The following is a 16,790-nucleotide window of genomic DNA, read 5'->3' on the forward strand; positions in this document are numbered from 1 at the left end:
CGTTGTCTCGACCCAGCCACATTCGAGCAGCGGCCGTCATTCAGCAGCTTTACGCTGTCTTCCCATCAATTGCCTTGCGGAGGAAGCCTCCGGCATCGTCGAGCGCCACGCGCGCCGTATCGACATCCATTCCCGTCAGCGCGATCAGGATCGCCAGTTTGACGTCGTTGCCGGTGAGGTCAAGCACGCGGCGTGCCTCTTCCGTCGTGCAGCCGGTCGCCTGCATGACGATGCGGGCAGCGCGGGCGACGAGCTTCTGGTTGCTGGCATGCAGGTCGACCATCAGGTTCTGATAGCTCTTGCCGATGCGGATCATGCTCGCCGTGGTCAGCATGTTGAGCACGAGCTTCTGGGCCGTGCCGGATTTCAGCCGCGTCGAACCGGTCAGGATTTCAGGACCGACTACCGGCGAGATGGCGATATCGGCGATATCGGCGATGACGGCGTCCGGGTTGCAGGACAGGGCGACTGTCTTCGCCCCGATCTCCTTGGCATAGTTCAGGGCACCGATGACGTAAGGGGTGCGGCCGCTGACGGCGATGCCGACAACGACGTCGGCTGCGGTCAGGCCGATGTCGACGAGATCCTGCCGGCCCTGTTCCGGGCTGTCTTCGGCGCCTTCGACGGCGTGCTGCAGGGCGTGGCTGCCGCCGGCGATCAGGCCGACGACCATGCCTTCCGGGACGCTGAAAGTCGGGGGGCATTCGGAAGCATCGAGCACGCCGAGGCGGCCGCTGGTGCCGGCGCCGATATAGACCAGTCGTGCGCCATTCTGGAAAGCGCGAACTATTTCGTCCACGGCCTCGGCGATCTGCGGGATCACCTTTTCGACTGCGGTCGCGACGCCCTTGTCCTCATCATTGATCTCGCGCAGGACATCGACTGTCGGCAGCAGATCGATATCCATGGAGCGGGGATTGCGGTCTTCCGAAACCAGTCTTTCCAGTTCGGATATCAGCCGTTCGTCGCTCATGACCCTGCCTTCGAGATCGGGGTGCAGCGCAGCGCTTCGCAGGATCTGCGTCATACGATGTTGCTCCTCACCCTTCGTTGCCTTTCCCAAAGGATTAGGATCATCCATTCCATGAGTCAATTGAGTATTGGAATATATTATTCCATTTCCTTCCTGGACCTACCGAGACGCGGGATCAGGGTCAGGAGGCTTGAAGGGCCTTGCGTGCGAGAATGATGGCGCCCGAGACGGCGTCTCCGTCGGCGGGCTTCAGGCGGCGGCGGACATCGGGTGCCAGCCAGGCCTCGAGCGGGCTCGACAGGCCGCCCAGCAGGGTAACGCGCGGAGCGCCCTGATCGAACAGCGTGCGGACCAGCGTGTCGATCTGTTCGGCGGCGCTTTGGACGATGCGGCGGCCGACGGAATCGCCCTGGTCCGCATGGCGCATCACCATCGGCGCCAGCGACGCATAGTCGGTGGCCGACGACCGGTCCATCCAGCCGATGGCTTCGTAAGGATCGTTCTGGAAACGTTGCATCACCTCGATCAGAAGAGCGGTCTTCTCGATCCGCCCGTCATGAGCCCGAAGCGCCAGCTGTACGGCTTTCAGGCCGAGATCTGCACCGCTGCCTTCGTCCGAAATGGGAAATCCGTAGCCGCCGAGGCGCAGGTCGCGGCCTCCTGCGAAACCGAGCCCGATCGAGCCGGTGCCGGCAATGACGATCGCGCCGTCGCGACCCGAATGCGCGCCGAGGCACGCACCCATGCCGTCGCTGACGAAATCGATGCTGGCGAACGGGTGCGGGATCGCCTTCAAGGCTTCGACGGAACCCTTGCGGCCGGTGCCTGCAAGGCCGACGCCTGCATGGGTGCGGGCCATCTCGTCGGGTCCGAACCCGGCTTCGTCCAGGGCGGCGTTAAAGGCGCGCGAGATCGAGGCCCAGGCCTGCTCGATACCGAGCCGCGTCGTGGCAGGCCCGGAAAGACCCTGTCCGAGTACAGCGCCGGATGCGTCCTCGATACGGGCGCGGCAGCCGGTACCGCCGCCATCGACCCCCAGGAAAAAGTATTCGGTTGCGGTCGTCATGCGCTGAGCCGCTCGATATCGGCTCCGCATTGGCCAAGCTTGCGGTCCAGTTGTTCATAACCGCGGTCGAGGTGGTACACCCGGTTGATGATCGTTTCGCCCGACGAGACCAGCCCGGCGAGCACGAGGGAGACGGAGGCGCGCAGATCCGTCGCCATCACCTGCGCACCCTTCAACGGCGCGCCGCCGCGCACCAGTGCGGTGGTTCCCTGGAGCGCGATATTGGCGCCGAGGCGCATCAGTTCCGGCACGTGCATAAACCGGCTTTCGAAGACGGTTTCGCGGATCAGCGATGCACCTTCGGCACAGGCCGCGAGCGCCATGAACTGCGCCTGGAGATCGGTCGGGAAACCCGGATAGGGCTCGGTGGTGATATCGGTTGCCTTCAGCGGTCCTTCGCGCGAGACGACAAGGCCGCGGTCGCTCGGCCAGATGCTGACGCCCATCGCCTCCAGTACCTGCACGATGGAGGCCATGTTTTCCAGCCGCGCGTTGGTGAGCTCCAGCATGCCGCCGGTGATCGCGGCTGCCACGGCGTAAGTTCCGGCCTCGATGCGGTCGGGGATGCCGTGATGTTTCGCCGGCTGCCAGGTGGTTGAACCCTGAACCAGGATACGGTGGGTGCCGGCGCCTTCGATGCGTGCGCCCATGGCGATCAGGCAGGCGGCGAGATCGGCGACTTCGGGTTCGCGGGCGGCGTTGAGGATTTCGGTTTCACCCTTGGCGGCGGTCGCGGCCATCATCGCGGTTTCGGTGGCGCCGACGGAGGGGGAGGGAAGCACGATACGGCTGCCCTTCAATCCGCCCGGTGCCGAGGCGACGATCAGGCCGCTCTCGATATCAATGTCCGCACCCAGCGCTGCCAACGCCTTGACATGCATGTCGACCGGGCGCGCACCGATGGCGCAGCCGCCGGGCAGAGATACGCGTGCCTGGCCGAAGCGGGCGAGCAGTGGTGCGAGGACGAGCACGGTGGCGCGCATTTTGCGAACGGTGTCGTAGGAGGTTTCCTTCGAGACGATTGCCTTGGCATCGACGATGGTGGAGTGGCCGGTGCGGGTGACGGCGGCGCCATGCAGCTCGACGACCCCCAGCATGTTTTCCACGTCGCTGACCTGCGGCAGGTTGGTGAGCTCGACCGGGTAGGGGCTGAGCAGCGTTGCCGCGATCTGCGGGAGCGCCGCATTTTTGGCCCCGGCAATGGTGACGGCTCCCTGGAGCCGATGACCGCCGACGATCCGTAATCTGTCCATGGCGAAACCTGTCGAAGAGGTGCGGTGAATCTCAAATCAATCTGCGCTTCCTCGAAACTAAACCACGGCGCGCCTCTGTCAATCATTCGGAATTTTTTATTCCTTTGTGCGGCATTATCTGCGATAATCCATCCTCGGCTCGGGAATGGAAACGCTGTTGCGGAGGATCGTTCCAGTGATATCCTCCACCGGACCCGAGGCCGTATCGCGGAGCTTCCGAAGGAACGCATGTCAGTCTTAAAGAAGATCAACGCGCAGCTCGAGGATATGGCACCGGCAGACCGGGAGATCGGCCAGTTCATCCTCGACAATCCGGACCAGATGCTACGGCTTTCCTCGGCAGCGCTTGCGGCCGAGACGGGGCGCAGCCAGTCGAGCGTCGTAAAATTCAGCCAGAAGCTGGGTTTTGCCGGATACCAGGAGCTGAAACTCGCCGTCAGCGAGGCGAAGGCGCAGGAATGGCATGCGCCTCCCGGCATGATCCACGGCTCGATCGAGGTCGGCGACAGCTACCTGACGATCCTGCAGAAGCTGATCGGCAGCAAGATGCTGTCCATGCAGCAGACGCTTGCGGTCAACAACGAGCAGGAGATCGAGCGGGCCTTGACGGCGCTCAACGATGCGCGACGCATCCATATGGCCGGCGTCGGGGCATCGTCGCTGGTCGCCCGCGATTTTTCCTACAAGCTGATGAAACTCGGGCGCAACGTGCTGCATGACAGCGACAGCCATGTGCAGATGGCGAATGTCTCGACGCTCAACAGCCAGGACGTGCTGCTGGCACTTTCCTATTCCGGCACCAGTTTCGAGACGCTGAGGATCGCCGAACTGGCGCGCCAGCGCGGCGCGACGGTGATCGCGATTACCGGTCTCAACGGCAATCCGCTGATGCAGGCGGCGGATATCCGACTCTATACGGTTGCGGACGAGGAGCGGGTGCGTTCGTCCTCCATCACCGCGCGCGATGCGCAGCTGATGCTGACGGACTTGCTGTTCATCCTGCTCGTTCAACGCCAGCCGGACGCCAATGAATATGTCCATAACAGCGAGCTTGCAGTTTCGGTCCTGAAAGCCAAGTGATCCCCGAGTTCACATGGCCATGCGATGTCTTAGGCGCATGACCTTGAAGAAGCCGTTCGGGAACACGCGACGGATTTCCGCCACCTCGAAATCGCCGCGGCGCTTTGCCCATTCGACAATCCGGGCGATCCGGAAGGACGAGCTCCACCCGACCCGATGCACCAGCGGCGCGACCGCATCTTCGATCGCCCCTTGCAGCCCCCGCCCGTCGCCGAGCTTGCTCGCAACGATGATCTCGCCGCCGAGGCGGAGCACGCGGGCGCACTCATCGAGAGCGCGTTCGGGATCCGGGATCAGCGTGATGACGAAGGGCAGGCAGACGGCGTCGAACGAACGATCGGCGAATTCGAGATTGTGCGCATCCATGACATGCAGCGACTGAACGTGGGCTAGCCCGGCGCGCGCGACCTTCTCACGCGCTTTGGCGATCATGTGTTCGGAAAGATCGATGCCGGTGACCCGGCAGTGTTTCGGATAATAGGGCAATACGAGCCCGGTGCCGACGCCGACTTCGAGGATGTCCCGTCCGACTTCGGCGGCGAGCCTTGCGACGGTGCGATGTCCGTCGCGCAGCAAGCCTCGATAGACCCGGTCATAGACCGGCGCCCACCGTTCATACACCTTCTGCTGATGTTCGGCGCTGTTGCGGATAACTGCCAAGATCGTCCCCTCCGGTTTGCCGCGAATTGGGCTGAAACTCAGGACGAAAACGATAGTTCCGCTTCACGACGGTTTTGCGACAGGGTGTTAGACGTCAGAGCGCGCGCATCGCGTCCATGAATTCTCTCGCCTTTTGCCCGATGGAGGCGATGTCGGCACCCGGCTTGTAAAGGGAGGAGCCGATGCCGAAACCGGCTGTGCCCGCCTGCGCGTAGACAGCCATATTCTCGGGCGTGACACCGCCGACCGCCAGAACCGGAATGTCCTTCGGCAGTACCGCCTTCCATGCCTTGATGACATAGGGCGGGATGGCTTCCGCCGGAAACGCCTTGATGCCGGTGGCGCCGGCCTCGATCGCCGCAAAGGCTTCCGTCGGGGTTGCGACACCCGGCAGGCTCACCATACCGGCTGCGCGGCTGGCCTTGATGACTTCGACATTCGCGTTTGGCGAGATGATCACCTTGGCGCCGGTCGCGGCGACATCGGCGACCTGGGCCGGGGTCAGTACGGTGCCGGCACCGATCAGTGCCTGGTCTCCAAAACGCTTGACGAGCTTTTCGATGCTTTTCAGAGGATCGGGGGAGTTGAGCGGCACTTCAATGATCCGCCAACCCGCCTCGATGAGTACCTCGCCCACCGCTTCCGCTTCTTCCGGCTTGATGCCGCGCAGGATGGCGACGAGATTGCATGCCTTGAGCGCCTCTTGGAAGGTCATCTCGAAACTCCTTTATTGCGCGGCTTCGGCCGCGATCAGCATGATGCCGCGTTTCGCGGCGTTTTCCGGAGCGGGTTCGACCGTCAGGCCGAACAGTGGCGCGATCCGGCCGTAGCGGCTGTTGAGCACGTTGTTGCCGACGATGCCGATCGTATCGCCGTTCTTGAACCAGCCGGCAGCGCGGGCCTGGCGGAATTCCGAGCCGATGACGAGGCCGGAGATGTAATCGAGGATATCCTCGGGCTTCAATTTGCCATCGAGAATGCCGGTGCGGGCGCTGAAGATCGCCGACAGGAAGGCATCGGCGGCGGCCGAATCGCTCGCTGCGAATTCCGCCCCGCGATCGAAGCTCTGCCAGTCCGGCTCGGCGCCCGGCTGCGGCTCGAGAGCCTTGGCGATGAAGGAATGCTTGGTCAGAAGCGAAAATACCTCGCCGGTCGCATACGTCTGGAAACCATCGATCCGGTTATCCCTGACCCGTGCCCATTTGCTATGGGTGCCGGGCAGGACCAGAGTCCGGTCGCGCTCGAGCCCGTAGCCGACGATCTGGGTTTCCTCGCCGCGCATCACATCCGGAAAGGGTTTTGCGGCCGGATCGCGCATGCCGGGCAGGAAGGTGATGACGGCGCCGTTCTGAAGAGTGAGTTTGCGCGTGCCGGCGGCAAGCTCGGCGATCCCGCCGGGCGTGTCCACATAGGGTACTTCGACCCAGCCGTTGCGGCTGGTGATCATGCCGCTTGCCAGGACGGGCAGGGGGCCATGTGACGAAAACCACTCACCCACGGTTTCCATCAACGCCTGCTCGAAGGCGCCGTTCTTGACGAACTGGATGCCGCCGCTCGACGTATCGCGGGTATCGAGCGTTTCGCCGGTTTCCGAAACCAGCATGGCGCGCAGCGAACTCGTTCCCCAATCGAGGATGATCGAGGTGGGTTTTGGCATGGTCACATTTCTCCCGAAGCGGCTTTCGCCCCTTCGATAGCCCGTGACGTATCGCCCTGTCGAGAGGCGACCCGGCGGAAACCGGCGGCGATGTCGGGCGTGACGAGATTTGTCTGCGCCCCGAAGATCTCGAGCGCCGTCTTGTAACGTTCGGCGAGCGCGGCGTGACCGACAATGTTGATTTTTCTCGGTTTGTCCTGCCCAAGCGCTTCCGAGATTTCCGCGCCGATCATCAGGCCGGTCAGATAATCGGTGATCTCTTCCGGCGCCAGACGATCGAACAGGACCAGGCTGCGCGCTGAAAAGACGCGGGCGAGGATGCGGCCGGGTAGGGTCTCTTGTTCAAGCGCTGTCTGGACCCCGCGGCGAAAGGCGTCCGGGCGCTCCTCGTAGGCTGCCGGGATGAGGCGCGAGACAAGCGAATCCTTCTTGAGCAGATTGAGGATTTCGCCCGACATGTAGGTGGTGATCGCGGTGATGCGGCCGCTCTCCATCGTCACCCATTTGGCATGAGGACCGGGCAGCACGAAGATGCCGTCGGTTTCCGTGAGGCCGAAGAGCGACATTTCCTCGCCGCGCATCACGTCGGGCAAGGGTTTGGTCTGGGCGATGCCGGGCAGGAAGATCAGCGGCGGCAGGCCTTCGACCTCACACGTAGTGGCTTGCGCCAATAGGTCCCTGGGGCCTGTCGGCACCGGGGCGAAGGGGCTTTCGATCCAGCCGTTGCGGCTGGTGACCATGCCGGAAAACAAGATTTTTTCCGCTCTGTCGATCCAGTCGCCCAGTTCCTCGCGGAGTGCGGCTTCGAAACCGTCGGCTGCGACCTTGGTCGTGCCGCGATCGCTCTTCTTTTCTCCGAGCACCGTGTCGTCGTCGAGAAGCAGCGCACGGAAGGCGGCGGAGGTCCATTCGATTGCAATATACATGGGGAGATAATCCTAATAGGCGGGCTTGACCGGGAACCAGTCCTTGCGCTCGGTATCGAGATAAGCGCCGGCAATGCCGGATACGCTGTATTTTTCCAGTAGTTCGAGATCCACTTCGACGCCGAGGCCCGGCCCTTCCGGCACCTCGAAGCGGCCGTCTTTCAAGACCGGCGGGTTGGGCGAGATCTCGCCGCCGAGATAGGCACGTTCGGTATCGATAGCGATCGACATGTTGGGAAGCGAGGCCGCGAGGTGGATATAGGCAGATTGCGACAGGGCCAGTTCGGCTCCGGAATGCAGCGTCACCGAAATGCCGACCGCCTCGCAGATTGCCGCCGCCTTGATCGTCTGCCAAAGCCCGCCGGCCTCGTGCGGATCGAGGAGCACGACATCGGCTGCATTGGCGCGGATGATGTTGCCGACATCGGACAGTGTGTAGGCGCTTTCGTCGAGCGCGATCGGCACCGTGGAGCGGGCGACGAGCGCCGCATGGCCGGCGAGGTCGTCGAGTTCCAGCGGCTGCTCCACGTAGGCAGGGTCGAAAGCCTTCAGTTTTTCGAGCTGGCGCTTGGCGGTCGCCGGGTTCCAGGCGCCGTTGACGTCGAGCCGCAGCGGATGGTCGCCGATCTCCTTTCGGGAGGTTTCGGCAAGCCTGATGTCGCTCCTTTCGTCAAAACCGATCTTCACCTTGAAGGTCGTGTAACCGATGTCGAGGAAACGCTTCAGGCGTTCCGAGAGACCTTTGGGATCATTGGTGAAGAGATAGGCGGCGGCCTCGACATCCTTGCGCCAGCGGCCGCCCCACATGGCATAAAGCGGCAGGCCGGCCTGTTTGCCGAGCGCATCCCACATCGCCATTTCCATGGCGCAGATCGCCATCACTGCGGCGCGCTTGTGGTGATAAAAGCCGGCGCCGAGCACATGGCGGTGGAAACGTTCCGCATCCGCGACCGGGTAGCCGATCGCCAGTGGTGCGACGACATCGGCGAAGACTGCGGGCACATTGGCGATCAGCGAGATTGTCTCGCCCCAGCCGATGATCCCGGCATCCGTCTCGATGCGGCAGATCAGCCGGGTCGTGCCGATTCGCCGCCCGGAACCCCAGAGAATGTCCTCGGTGAACGGCATACGGACCAGCCAATGGTCCACTTTGGTAATGCGCAAGATATCCTCCCATGAACGGCAACTTCCCTGCCGCTTCAGTTTCGCTGTTGACATGGAACTTAGTTCCAAGATAACTCTCTTGGCAAGAGCGAGACGGCATGCTGTGGGAGCAGCACTGAAAATCGTCGTCCAGGGAGAGGGCATGGCCAAGGTACAATTGGAAGCGATCGACAAGGATGTCGCCAATGATACCGGCAGCGTGCCGGGTGTTCAGGCGCTGACGCGCGGCATTCAGATTGTCGATGCCGTGGCGGCCGAAGCCCGCGGCCTGCGCTTCACCGAGCTGCTCGACCAGACTCAATTGCCGAAGGGCACGCTGCACCGGCTGCTGCAGGCGCTGGTCGACGAGCGGCTGCTCCACTTCGATACACGCGACCAGGTCTACCGGTTGGCGCCGCGGGTGTTCCAATGGGCTCATAAGGTGTGGGACAATTTCGATCTGCGCGGGGCTGCCGAACCGGAACTGGCGCGGCTTCGCGACCTGACGGGCGAGGCGATCCGTCTCGGCGTGCTCGACGGCGGCAGCGTTCTTTACATCGACCAGCGGGAAGTGCCGCAACCGCTGCGCCTCAACAATGGCGTCGGCTCGCGCGCAGCACCGCATGCCAGCGGCCTCGGCAAGGCGATCCTGGCGCATCTGACGCTCGAAAAACGCCGCGCGCTGCTCGACGGCATCGAACTGGAGCGACTGACCCCGAACACGATCGTCAATGCCGAGGAGCTGAGCCGCCAGCTCGATCTTACCAAGGCCCGCGGTTACGCCGTCTCGGTCGATGAGCAGCATATCGGCATTTCCTCGGTCGCCGCACCCGTCCTCAACCATCGCGGCGAACCGATCGGCGCGATCGGCATTATCGGCCCATCCTTCCGGCTGCCGGTCGACCGGCTGCACGCTTTCGGCCGCGACGTCATCGAGGCGGCGCGCCGCACATCCGGTAATTTTGGAGAGTTTCCCATGTCGCTTGCGGTCAAGCCGCGTCCTCTCGGCCCCGATCGCGCCGACGTGCGCTGCGTCATTCCGGCAAGCACGTTTCTCGGCGAGGGCCCGCACTGGTCGCCGGAGCACAAGAAGCTCTATTTTGTCGATATCCTGGCGCCGGCCGTGCATACGGGCGACCCCGCCAAGGGCACCTATACGTCCATGCAGTTGCCGGAGCTGATTGGTTTCGTGATACCCCGCGCGCGCGGCGGTTTCGTCGCCGCCATGCATGGCGAGATTCGCGGCATCGATCTTTCGACCGGCGACATCACGACGATCTCGCGGCCGGAGGCAGACCGTCCCGGCAATCGTTTCAACGACGGCAAGTGCGACCGTCGCGGCAGGCTTTGGGCCGGTACGCTCGCGATCGACACGACGCCGGACCAGGGGCGGCTCTGGAGGATCGATCCGGACGGGCGGTCGCGGGAGATGGATCGCGGTTTCCACGTCTCGAACGGTCTTGGCTGGAGCCCGGACGACCGCACCTTCTATTTCACCGATACCAACCGGCAGACGGTCTATGCCTATGATTTCGATATCGAAAACGGCGAAGTCGCCAATCGCCGGACCTTTATCACCGTGCCGGAAGCCGAAGGCAAGCCGGACGGCATGACGGTTGATGCGGAAGGTTTCGTATGGATCGCCCATTGGGACGGCTGGTGCGTTACCCGCTACGATCCGCAGGGCAAGGTGGAGCGGGTGATCAACCTGCCGATACCGCGCCCGACGAGCTGCGTCTTCGGCGGTCCCGACATGCAGACCCTGTTCGTGACGTCCGCCCGCATCCGGCTTTCGGCAGCGCAGCTTTCCGAAGCGCCGCTCTCGGGCAGTGTGTTTTCCATCGATACCGGCATCAAGGGCCAGGCAGCCCAGATGTTCGCGGGCTGAGAACTCAAGAGATACCCATGGCCAAGCTTGAACTCAAAGACATCCGCAAATCCTTCGGTTCGGCCGAAGTCCTCAAGGGAATCGACCTGACGGTCGAAGACGGCGAATTCGTCGCTTTCGTCGGTCCGTCGGGCTGCGGAAAATCAACGCTGCTGCGTCTCATCTGTGGTCTCGACGAAATCACCTCGGGCAAGATGGCGATCGACGGGGAACTGGTGAACGACGTGCCGCCGGCCAAGCGCGGCATTGCCATGGTCTTCCAGTCCTATGCGCTCTATCCGCATATGACGGTTGCCGAAAACATGGGTTATGCGCTGAGACTCGCTGGCACGCCGAAGCAGGAGATCGATGCCCGCGTCGTCCAGGCGGCCAGGAAACTCCGCATCGACACCTATCTGGAGCGCAAGCCCCGCCAGCTTTCCGGCGGTCAGCGCCAGCGCGTCGCGATCGGCCGTGCCATCGTGCGCGAACCGCGCATCTTCCTGTTCGATGAGCCGCTTTCCAACCTTGATGCCTCGCTGCGCGTCGAGATGCGCATCGAGATCGCCCGGATGAAGGATACGCTCGGCACGACGATGGTCTATGTGACCCACGACCAGATCGAGGCGATGACGCTGGCGGACAAGATCGTCGTGCTGAATTCCGGCCGCGTCGAACAGATCGGTTCGCCGCTCGACCTCTACAACAAGCCGGTCAACCGCTTCGTCGCGGGCTTCATCGGGTCGCCGCGGATGAATTTCCTGAGCCTCGGCGCCAGGAAGAGCGAAGGCGTCTTTACTGTTCCGGGCGGAGAAGTGCGTCTGCCGCGCGACCTGTCCTCCGCGCCGGCAGAGATCGGCATCCGGCCGGAGCATGTGGAGCTGGTGAGCCGCGGCGCCCCGGATTCGCTCGCTGGGACCGTCACCATGACCGAACATCTCGGCAGCGACACCTATGCCTATGTGGCGCTCGAAGGTTCCGATGAGATGGTCGTCGTGCGCCTGTCCGGCGATCGCGCCGTCAAGCGTAGCGAGCCGATTGGCGTCCATGTCGACCCGGCGATGATCCACGTCTTTTCCGCCGCCGGCCTTTCGCTTGCCTCCGCGCGTCCCGTTGCCCTGGAGGCCGCATGACCATCCATCCCGAACTCATTGCAAAGGTTGAGGTCGAGGCCGCGACATATCCGAGCCTCAAGGGCAGGGGCGTGCTGATCACCGGCGGAGGATCGGGCATCGGCGCGTCGCTTGTCGAGCATTTCTGCGCCCAGGGCTGCAAGGTCGGCTTTCTCGACCTTAATGCCAATGTGGCCGACGAGACGGCCGAAACGGTCGGCAGGAAGACCGGCAATACCCCGTTCTATCGTGCGGCGGATCTGCGTGACATCGACGCCCTGAAGGAAGGGATCGAGGCACTCCGATCCGAGATCGGCCCTATCCGAGTGCTCGTCAACAATGCCGGCAATGACGATCGCATGCCGCTCGAAGACGTGACGCCGGACTATTGGGACGAGCGTTTCCAGACCAATTTGCGCCATCAGTTCTTTGCTGTTCAGGCGGTCGTGCCGGAAATGGCGGAGGCTGGTGGCGGGTCGATCATCAACATGGGCTCGATCTCGTGGATGCGTGGTGCTGCCGGGCTGATCTTCTATACGACCGCCAAATCCGCCGTCATGGGCATGACCAAGTCGCTCGCCCGCGAATTGGGGACACGCAATATCCGTGTCAACTCGATTGCGCCCGGCTGGGTGCTGACCGAGCGCCAGGTGGAGCGCGCCAAGCGTGTCTACCAGGGCAAGTTTTCCGAATACCTCGAGGTTCAGTGCCTCAAGGAGCATCTGCTGCCGCCTGATATCGCCCGCATGGCGCTGTTCCTGGCGGCAGACGATTCCCGCCTCATCACGTCACAGACATTCATCGTCGATGGAGGCGTCGTCTAACAAAGGCAAGGCGGATACGGCGCTCGCCGCTTGACCTTTTTCGGGTTGAAACAGAGTTCCATCATCATCGTTTCGGGAGGATCTGATGAACACCTTTACCAGACTGATCGGCACCGCCGCTGTCGCGCTTGCGCTCGGCTCCGGTGCCGCCAAGGCAGCCGATCTCAGCTTCATGAGCTTCACTTACGCGGAAGAGGCCAACAAGGCGATCGTCCAGGGTGTCCTGGACAATTTTCAGAAGGCCGAGAAGCTGACGGTCGAGCCGCTCGGCTTCGCCTGGGGCGACATGCAGAAGAATATCTTTCTGCGCGCCCGGTCGAAGACTCTGCCCGATGTCGCCCAGCTTTCCGAACGCTGGCTGCCGACCTTCGCGAGCCTCGACAATCTTGTCGACCTGAACACGGTCTACGGCAAGGACAAGCTCCAGGCGGCTTTCGCGCCGGATGCGCTCGCCATGGGCAATATCAACGGCAAGCAGCTTGCGCTGCCGCTTCTGTCCGGTTCGATCGGCATGGTGGCCAATAAGGAAGTGCTTGCGAAGGCCGGCATCAATGACGTGCCGAAGACCGTTGATGACTTCAAGAAAGCTCTGATCTCGGTGCGCGACAAGGTGCCCAACTCGGTGCCGTACTCCATGGCGACCAAAAACAACGGCTCGATCCTGATCGACTTCATGGTCTGGAACTGGGTGCATGGCGGCCGGATCATTGACGACGCCGGCAAGGTCGTCGTCGACAGCCAGCAGAGCCGCGATGCGCTCGGCTTCATGGTCGGCTTGCTGAAAGACCGGTTGGCTGCTCCGGAAATCGACCGCCCGGACTCGCGCCGCCTGCTGGCGCAGGGCGCTTCGGCCTTCTATCTCGACGCCCCGCAGACGCGAACCTTCCTGCGTGATTTCTCCGGCAAAGGCCAGGCCTTCGATGCCAACGTGCTGCCGATGCCGACACCTGTGCTGAAGGCAGGTGACAAGTCTGTTTCCGTCCAGTGGGGACATCTGCTCGTGCAGTTCGCAGCCGCCGGCAAGGCCAAGGCGGATGATCCGGCCGACAAGTTCCTGACCTACATCATTTCGGACAAGGTGCAGACGGACCTTCCGTTGAAGATGAGCGCGCTGCCGGTCACCAAGTCCGCCCGCGCGGCGGTTGCCGACGACGCCTATCTCAAGAACTGGTCGGCTGCGACGGGAGACGCCCGCCGCAACGAAGTCGGCATCTGGTCCAATGCCGCCGACCTCACCAACATCATCGGCGAGGAAGTGCAGGGCGCGCTGCTCGGCCAGAAGTCTGCCGACGATGCCATCAAGTCCATGCAGGCTCGGCTGACGACCAGCATGGAGAAGGCGAAGAAGTCGGAATAGGTCGGTCGAGGCTCCCCCTCATCCGCCTGCCGGCACCTTCTCCCCGAGGGGAGAAGAGATATGCCGCGCTGCCGCCGTCCCTCCTCTCCCCAGCGGGGAGAGGGTGGCCGAGCATAGCGGAGGCCGGGTGAGGGGGCGTCGTGCTCTGTGCCTGCGGCATAATGATATCTACAGGAAATAGCCTCCATGGCCGTGATCGAAAACAATGTCGGAGCCTATCCGGTCTCGCCGCATGCGAACCGCGGGGGGCTGAAAGCCGGGCAGAACCGCATCGGGCTTCTTCTGCTGCTGCCGGCGGCAGTCGCCTTTGCCGCGGTCATCCTTTATCCGTTTCTGTCGGCGCTTGGCCTGTCGCTGTTCGAATACACCGTCGAGATGATGGAGCCGCGTTTCATCGGCTTCGAGAATTTTTATAAGATCGCGTCGGACCCGGATGTCTGGGCGGCGTTCTGGACGACGGCCATTTACGTGGTGTTGACGACAACGGGCACGCTGGTCGCCGGTCTCGGCTGGGCGCTGATCATGAACCAGCAGTTTGCCGGCCGTGCGGTGCTGCGATCGCTGTCGCTGCTGCCCTGGGTGCTGCCCTCGACGGTCAGCGCCTTCATCTGGGGCTGGATCTTCAATTCCCGTTACGGCGTGCTCAACGCCTTGCTGATGGAACTGGGGCTGATTGACTACCCACAGGCCTGGCTGTCGACGCCTGAAGGCGCGATGCTCGCCGTGGTGCTGACCAAGATCTGGCTCTCCATCCCACTCTTCATGTCCTTCTTCCTGGCCGGCCTGCAAAACCTCGACAAGGAGCAGATCGATGCCGCCCGCGTCGACGGCGCCGGAAACTGGGCGGTGCTGCGCGACCATATCCTGCCGCACCTGCGCCCGGTTCTGATGATCGTCGTGGTTCTCGGCGTAATCGGCAATCTGCAGCAGTTCGATACGATTTATGCGCTGACCGGCGGCGGACCGGTGCGGGCGACGACGGTTCTCTCCGTCGAGGTCTATCGCCGCGCTTTCGAGCAATGGGATATCGGCTTTGCCTCCGCTGTCGGCGTGCTCTGGGTTGCAGCGCTCCTACCGCCCGCCTTCCTCTATCTGCGCATGCTGGTGAAAGGAAACTGAGATGTTCGACCTTTCCTCCCGTCAGGCAAAAATCGTCTTTTTTGCCGCCCTTGCTGTGATCGGCTTCTTCCTGTTCTTCCCGCTCTACTGGCTGGTGATCTCGTCGCTGAAGGCGAATGCCGAGCTCTACCGGGTGGTGCCGACGCCGTTTCCGACGATGCCGAGTCTCGAGCATTTCATCCGGGCGCTGACTGCCGGCAAGTTGCCGATGTACCTGATGAACAGCCTGATCACTTCGACCTGCAGCGCCGCGCTGGTGACGCTGCTGGCGCTTTATGCCGGCTTCAGCTTCGCCAAATACCGTTATTTCGGCCGCCAGCCGGTGATGTTGTTCATGCTCTCGGCGCAGATGTTTCCGTTCGGCCTGCTGCTGATCTCCATCTATCCGCTGATGAGCGAGCTGAACCTGCTCGACACAAGGCCGGGCCTGATCCTCAGCTATATCGTCTTTGCGCTGCCGGTCTCGACCTACATGCTCTACAGCTACTTTACCCAGGTGCCGGACGAGCTGATCGATGCGGCGCGGGCGGATGGCGCGAGCGATCTCAGGATCTTCCATACGATCGTCATCCCGATCTCGATCCCGCCGATCGTCACGGTATTCCTCTATTCCTTCATGTGGTCCTGGAACGACCTTCTCTATTCGATGACGCTGATCGTCTCGGACGAGAAGCGCACCATCGGGCCTGGCCTGCTTCTCACCTATCTCAACGAGGTCAATTCCGACTGGGGCGGCGCCATGGCGGCATCGCTGATCGCGTCTGCGCCCATCGTTGCGGCCTTCATGTTCCTCCAACGTTATTTCATTCAGGGCGTCACCGCCGGAGCAGTCAAATGAGCAAGATCCTCGCCGGGGCTTTCCCCGTTCTTCCCACACCGTTCCGCGACGATGGTTCGATCGACGAGGCGGATTTCCTGTCGATCATCGATTTTGCGCTGGAGAGCAATGTGGACGGCGTCGTTTATCCGGGGGTCGCCAGCGAAGTGGACACGCTGACGCCGGAGGAGCGCAAGCGGCAGGTGGAACTGCTGGCGGAGCGGATCGGCGGGCGCATCCCGATCATTATCGGCGCCAGCGACCCGGATCCGAAGGCTGCGGCCAAGCACGTGGCGCAGGCGGCGAAGATCGGGGCAGGGGCGGCCATGGTGATGGCGCCGCTTTCGCTCGGGAACGACATCGCCGCGCAGACTGCTTATTTCAGGGAAGTCGCTGCCAATGCCGGCGTGCCGATCATGCTGCAGAACCAACCGAAGCCGATCGGCGCGGGGCTGACGCCGGAAGAGGTGGCGGCAGTTGCCAATGCCGTGCCTGAAATCCGCTACGTCAAGGAAGAGACCGCGCCCTGCGGCCAGCATCTGACCCGGATCAAGGCGGCGGCCAACGGTTCGCTTGACGCGATCTTCGGGGGGGCCGGCGGGCGTTACATCACCGACGAACTGGCGCGCGGTGCGGCCGGCACCATGCCCGCCGCCGAGCTTGCCGATATCCACGCTCAGATGATCCATGCCTGGCAGAAGGGCGATGTCGCGACGACACGAAAACTCTATAACGTCTCTCTGCCGCTCCTGAATTTCCAGGCCATCTTCCGCATGCACATGACCAAGGAAGTGCTGCGCCGCCGCGGTGTGATCAAGCACACCTTCGTGCGCGGCAAGGGACCGAAATTCGACGAGGGCGATGCCAGGGAACTGGCGTTGCTTCTGGCGGAGGCCGATCTGCCCTATACCAATCACAAGCCCAATTGAGCCGGAA

16 protein-coding genes are annotated in these 16,790 nt (G+C 62.8%); 8 read left to right on the forward strand and 8 right to left on the reverse strand.

The window, feature by feature from the left end:
* Window positions 1-49: 49 nt before the first annotated feature.
* The 3 genes from murQ to murA form a co-directional block, all read right to left on the reverse strand.
* Complete coding sequence (murQ, locus tag MOV63_RS06790; protein ID WP_247032891.1) at window positions 50-973, reverse strand: N-acetylmuramic acid 6-phosphate etherase; 924 nt, start codon at window positions 971-973, stop codon at window positions 50-52.
* A 181-nt stretch (window positions 974-1,154) separates the two neighbouring features.
* Complete coding sequence (locus MOV63_RS06795) at window positions 1,155-2,039, reverse strand: N-acetylglucosamine kinase (RefSeq protein ID WP_247032852.1); 885 nt, start codon at window positions 2,037-2,039, stop codon at window positions 1,155-1,157.
* Complete coding sequence (murA, locus tag MOV63_RS06800; RefSeq protein ID WP_247032853.1) at window positions 2,036-3,292, reverse strand: UDP-N-acetylglucosamine 1-carboxyvinyltransferase; 1,257 nt, start codon at window positions 3,290-3,292, stop codon at window positions 2,036-2,038. Before murA ends, MOV63_RS06795 begins: the two co-directional genes overlap by 4 nt.
* 228 nt (window positions 3,293-3,520) lie before the next feature.
* Between murA and MOV63_RS06805 the strand changes: the two genes are divergently transcribed.
* On the forward strand, window positions 3,521-4,372 hold the full coding sequence (locus MOV63_RS06805) for a MurR/RpiR family transcriptional regulator (RefSeq protein WP_038543847.1): 852 nt from the start codon (window positions 3,521-3,523) through the stop codon (window positions 4,370-4,372).
* Window positions 4,373-4,381: 9 nt separating this feature from the next.
* Here MOV63_RS06805 and MOV63_RS06810 read toward each other — a convergent pair whose 3' ends face one another.
* The 5 genes from MOV63_RS06810 to MOV63_RS06830 all read right to left on the reverse strand — a co-directional run bounded on the left by MOV63_RS06810 (window position 4,382) and on the right by MOV63_RS06830 (window position 8,779).
* The gene (locus MOV63_RS06810) at window positions 4,382-5,032 is read right to left on the reverse strand and encodes a class I SAM-dependent methyltransferase (protein WP_247032854.1); all 651 of its coding nucleotides are present in this window, start codon (window positions 5,030-5,032) and stop codon (window positions 4,382-4,384) included.
* Between the two features lie 94 nt (window positions 5,033-5,126).
* Window positions 5,127-5,747 (reverse strand): 2-dehydro-3-deoxy-6-phosphogalactonate aldolase, encoded by a 621-nt coding sequence (locus MOV63_RS06815; RefSeq protein WP_247032855.1) that lies wholly within the window; start codon window positions 5,745-5,747, stop codon window positions 5,127-5,129.
* A gap of 12 nt (window positions 5,748-5,759) precedes the next feature.
* Complete coding sequence (locus MOV63_RS06820) at window positions 5,760-6,689, reverse strand: 2-dehydro-3-deoxygalactonokinase (protein WP_247032856.1); 930 nt, start codon at window positions 6,687-6,689, stop codon at window positions 5,760-5,762.
* 2 nt (window positions 6,690-6,691) lie between these two features.
* Window positions 6,692-7,615: a 2-dehydro-3-deoxygalactonokinase gene (locus tag MOV63_RS06825; RefSeq protein ID WP_247032857.1), complete on the reverse strand. Its 924-nt coding sequence runs from the start codon at window positions 7,613-7,615 to the stop codon at window positions 6,692-6,694.
* Window positions 7,616-7,627: 12 nt separating this feature from the next.
* Window positions 7,628-8,779 (reverse strand): mandelate racemase/muconate lactonizing enzyme family protein, encoded by a 1,152-nt coding sequence (locus MOV63_RS06830; RefSeq protein ID WP_247032858.1) that lies wholly within the window; start codon window positions 8,777-8,779, stop codon window positions 7,628-7,630.
* 142 nt (window positions 8,780-8,921) lie between these two features.
* On the opposite strand from MOV63_RS06830, the gene MOV63_RS06835 reads away from it, so the two are divergent.
* From MOV63_RS06835 to MOV63_RS06865, 7 genes are all read left to right on the forward strand, one after another.
* The gene (locus MOV63_RS06835; protein WP_247032859.1) at window positions 8,922-10,646 is read left to right on the forward strand and encodes an SMP-30/gluconolactonase/LRE family protein; all 1,725 of its coding nucleotides are present in this window, start codon (window positions 8,922-8,924) and stop codon (window positions 10,644-10,646) included.
* 17 nt (window positions 10,647-10,663) lie between these two features.
* Window positions 10,664-11,758 carry an ABC transporter ATP-binding protein gene (locus tag MOV63_RS06840; RefSeq protein ID WP_247032860.1) on the forward strand — a complete coding sequence of 365 codons (1,095 nt, stop codon included), beginning with the start codon at window positions 10,664-10,666 and terminating at the stop codon, window positions 11,756-11,758.
* On the forward strand, window positions 11,755-12,561 hold the full coding sequence (locus MOV63_RS06845) for an SDR family NAD(P)-dependent oxidoreductase (RefSeq protein WP_247032861.1): 807 nt from the start codon (window positions 11,755-11,757) through the stop codon (window positions 12,559-12,561). The genes MOV63_RS06840 and MOV63_RS06845 overlap by 4 nt, the downstream gene beginning before the upstream one ends.
* 85 nt (window positions 12,562-12,646) lie before the next feature.
* Window positions 12,647-13,918, forward strand: a complete 1,272-nt coding sequence (locus MOV63_RS06850; protein WP_247032862.1) for an ABC transporter substrate-binding protein — start codon at window positions 12,647-12,649, stop codon at window positions 13,916-13,918.
* 186 nt (window positions 13,919-14,104) lie between these two features.
* The gene (locus MOV63_RS06855) at window positions 14,105-15,037 is read left to right on the forward strand and encodes a carbohydrate ABC transporter permease (RefSeq protein ID WP_247032863.1); all 933 of its coding nucleotides are present in this window, start codon (window positions 14,105-14,107) and stop codon (window positions 15,035-15,037) included.
* Window position 15,038: 1 nt separating this feature from the next.
* On the forward strand, window positions 15,039-15,875 hold the full coding sequence (locus tag MOV63_RS06860; RefSeq protein ID WP_247032864.1) for a carbohydrate ABC transporter permease: 837 nt from the start codon (window positions 15,039-15,041) through the stop codon (window positions 15,873-15,875).
* Window positions 15,872-16,783 (forward strand): dihydrodipicolinate synthase family protein, encoded by a 912-nt coding sequence (locus MOV63_RS06865; RefSeq protein ID WP_247032865.1) that lies wholly within the window; start codon window positions 15,872-15,874, stop codon window positions 16,781-16,783. Before MOV63_RS06860 ends, MOV63_RS06865 begins: the two co-directional genes overlap by 4 nt.
* Window positions 16,784-16,790 lie beyond the last annotated feature (7 nt).

It is taken from the genome of Neorhizobium sp. SHOUNA12A (assembly GCF_023006505.1).
In the GTDB taxonomy this organism is placed as follows: Bacteria; Pseudomonadota; Alphaproteobacteria; order Rhizobiales; family Rhizobiaceae; genus Neorhizobium.

What these genes read in the sequence shown, in the direction of transcription:
- MOV63_RS06855 (WP_247032863.1), top strand. Translation starts at nt 14,105, where the DNA reads ATGGCCGTGATCGAAAACAATGTCGGAGCCTATCCGGTCTCGCCGCAT.
- murQ (WP_247032891.1), bottom strand. Translation starts at nt 973, where the DNA reads ATGAGCGACGAACGGCTGATATCCGAACTGGAAAGACTGGTTTCGGAA.
- MOV63_RS06805 (WP_038543847.1), top strand. Translation starts at nt 3,521, where the DNA reads ATGTCAGTCTTAAAGAAGATCAACGCGCAGCTCGAGGATATGGCACCG.
- MOV63_RS06815 (WP_247032855.1), bottom strand. Translation starts at nt 5,747, where the DNA reads ATGACCTTCCAAGAGGCGCTCAAGGCATGCAATCTCGTCGCCATCCTG.
- MOV63_RS06840 (WP_247032860.1), top strand. Translation starts at nt 10,664, where the DNA reads ATGGCCAAGCTTGAACTCAAAGACATCCGCAAATCCTTCGGTTCGGCC.
- MOV63_RS06865 (WP_247032865.1), top strand. Translation starts at nt 15,872, where the DNA reads ATGAGCAAGATCCTCGCCGGGGCTTTCCCCGTTCTTCCCACACCGTTC.
- MOV63_RS06860 (WP_247032864.1), top strand. Translation starts at nt 15,039, where the DNA reads ATGTTCGACCTTTCCTCCCGTCAGGCAAAAATCGTCTTTTTTGCCGCC.
- MOV63_RS06820 (WP_247032856.1), bottom strand. Translation starts at nt 6,689, where the DNA reads ATGCCAAAACCCACCTCGATCATCCTCGATTGGGGAACGAGTTCGCTG.
- MOV63_RS06825 (WP_247032857.1), bottom strand. Translation starts at nt 7,615, where the DNA reads ATGTATATTGCAATCGAATGGACCTCCGCCGCCTTCCGTGCGCTGCTT.
- MOV63_RS06835 (WP_247032859.1), top strand. Translation starts at nt 8,922, where the DNA reads ATGGCCAAGGTACAATTGGAAGCGATCGACAAGGATGTCGCCAATGAT.
- MOV63_RS06795 (WP_247032852.1), bottom strand. Translation starts at nt 2,039, where the DNA reads ATGACGACCGCAACCGAATACTTTTTCCTGGGGGTCGATGGCGGCGGT.
- MOV63_RS06845 (WP_247032861.1), top strand. Translation starts at nt 11,755, where the DNA reads ATGACCATCCATCCCGAACTCATTGCAAAGGTTGAGGTCGAGGCCGCG.
- murA (WP_247032853.1), bottom strand. Translation starts at nt 3,292, where the DNA reads ATGGACAGATTACGGATCGTCGGCGGTCATCGGCTCCAGGGAGCCGTC.
- MOV63_RS06850 (WP_247032862.1), top strand. Translation starts at nt 12,647, where the DNA reads ATGAACACCTTTACCAGACTGATCGGCACCGCCGCTGTCGCGCTTGCG.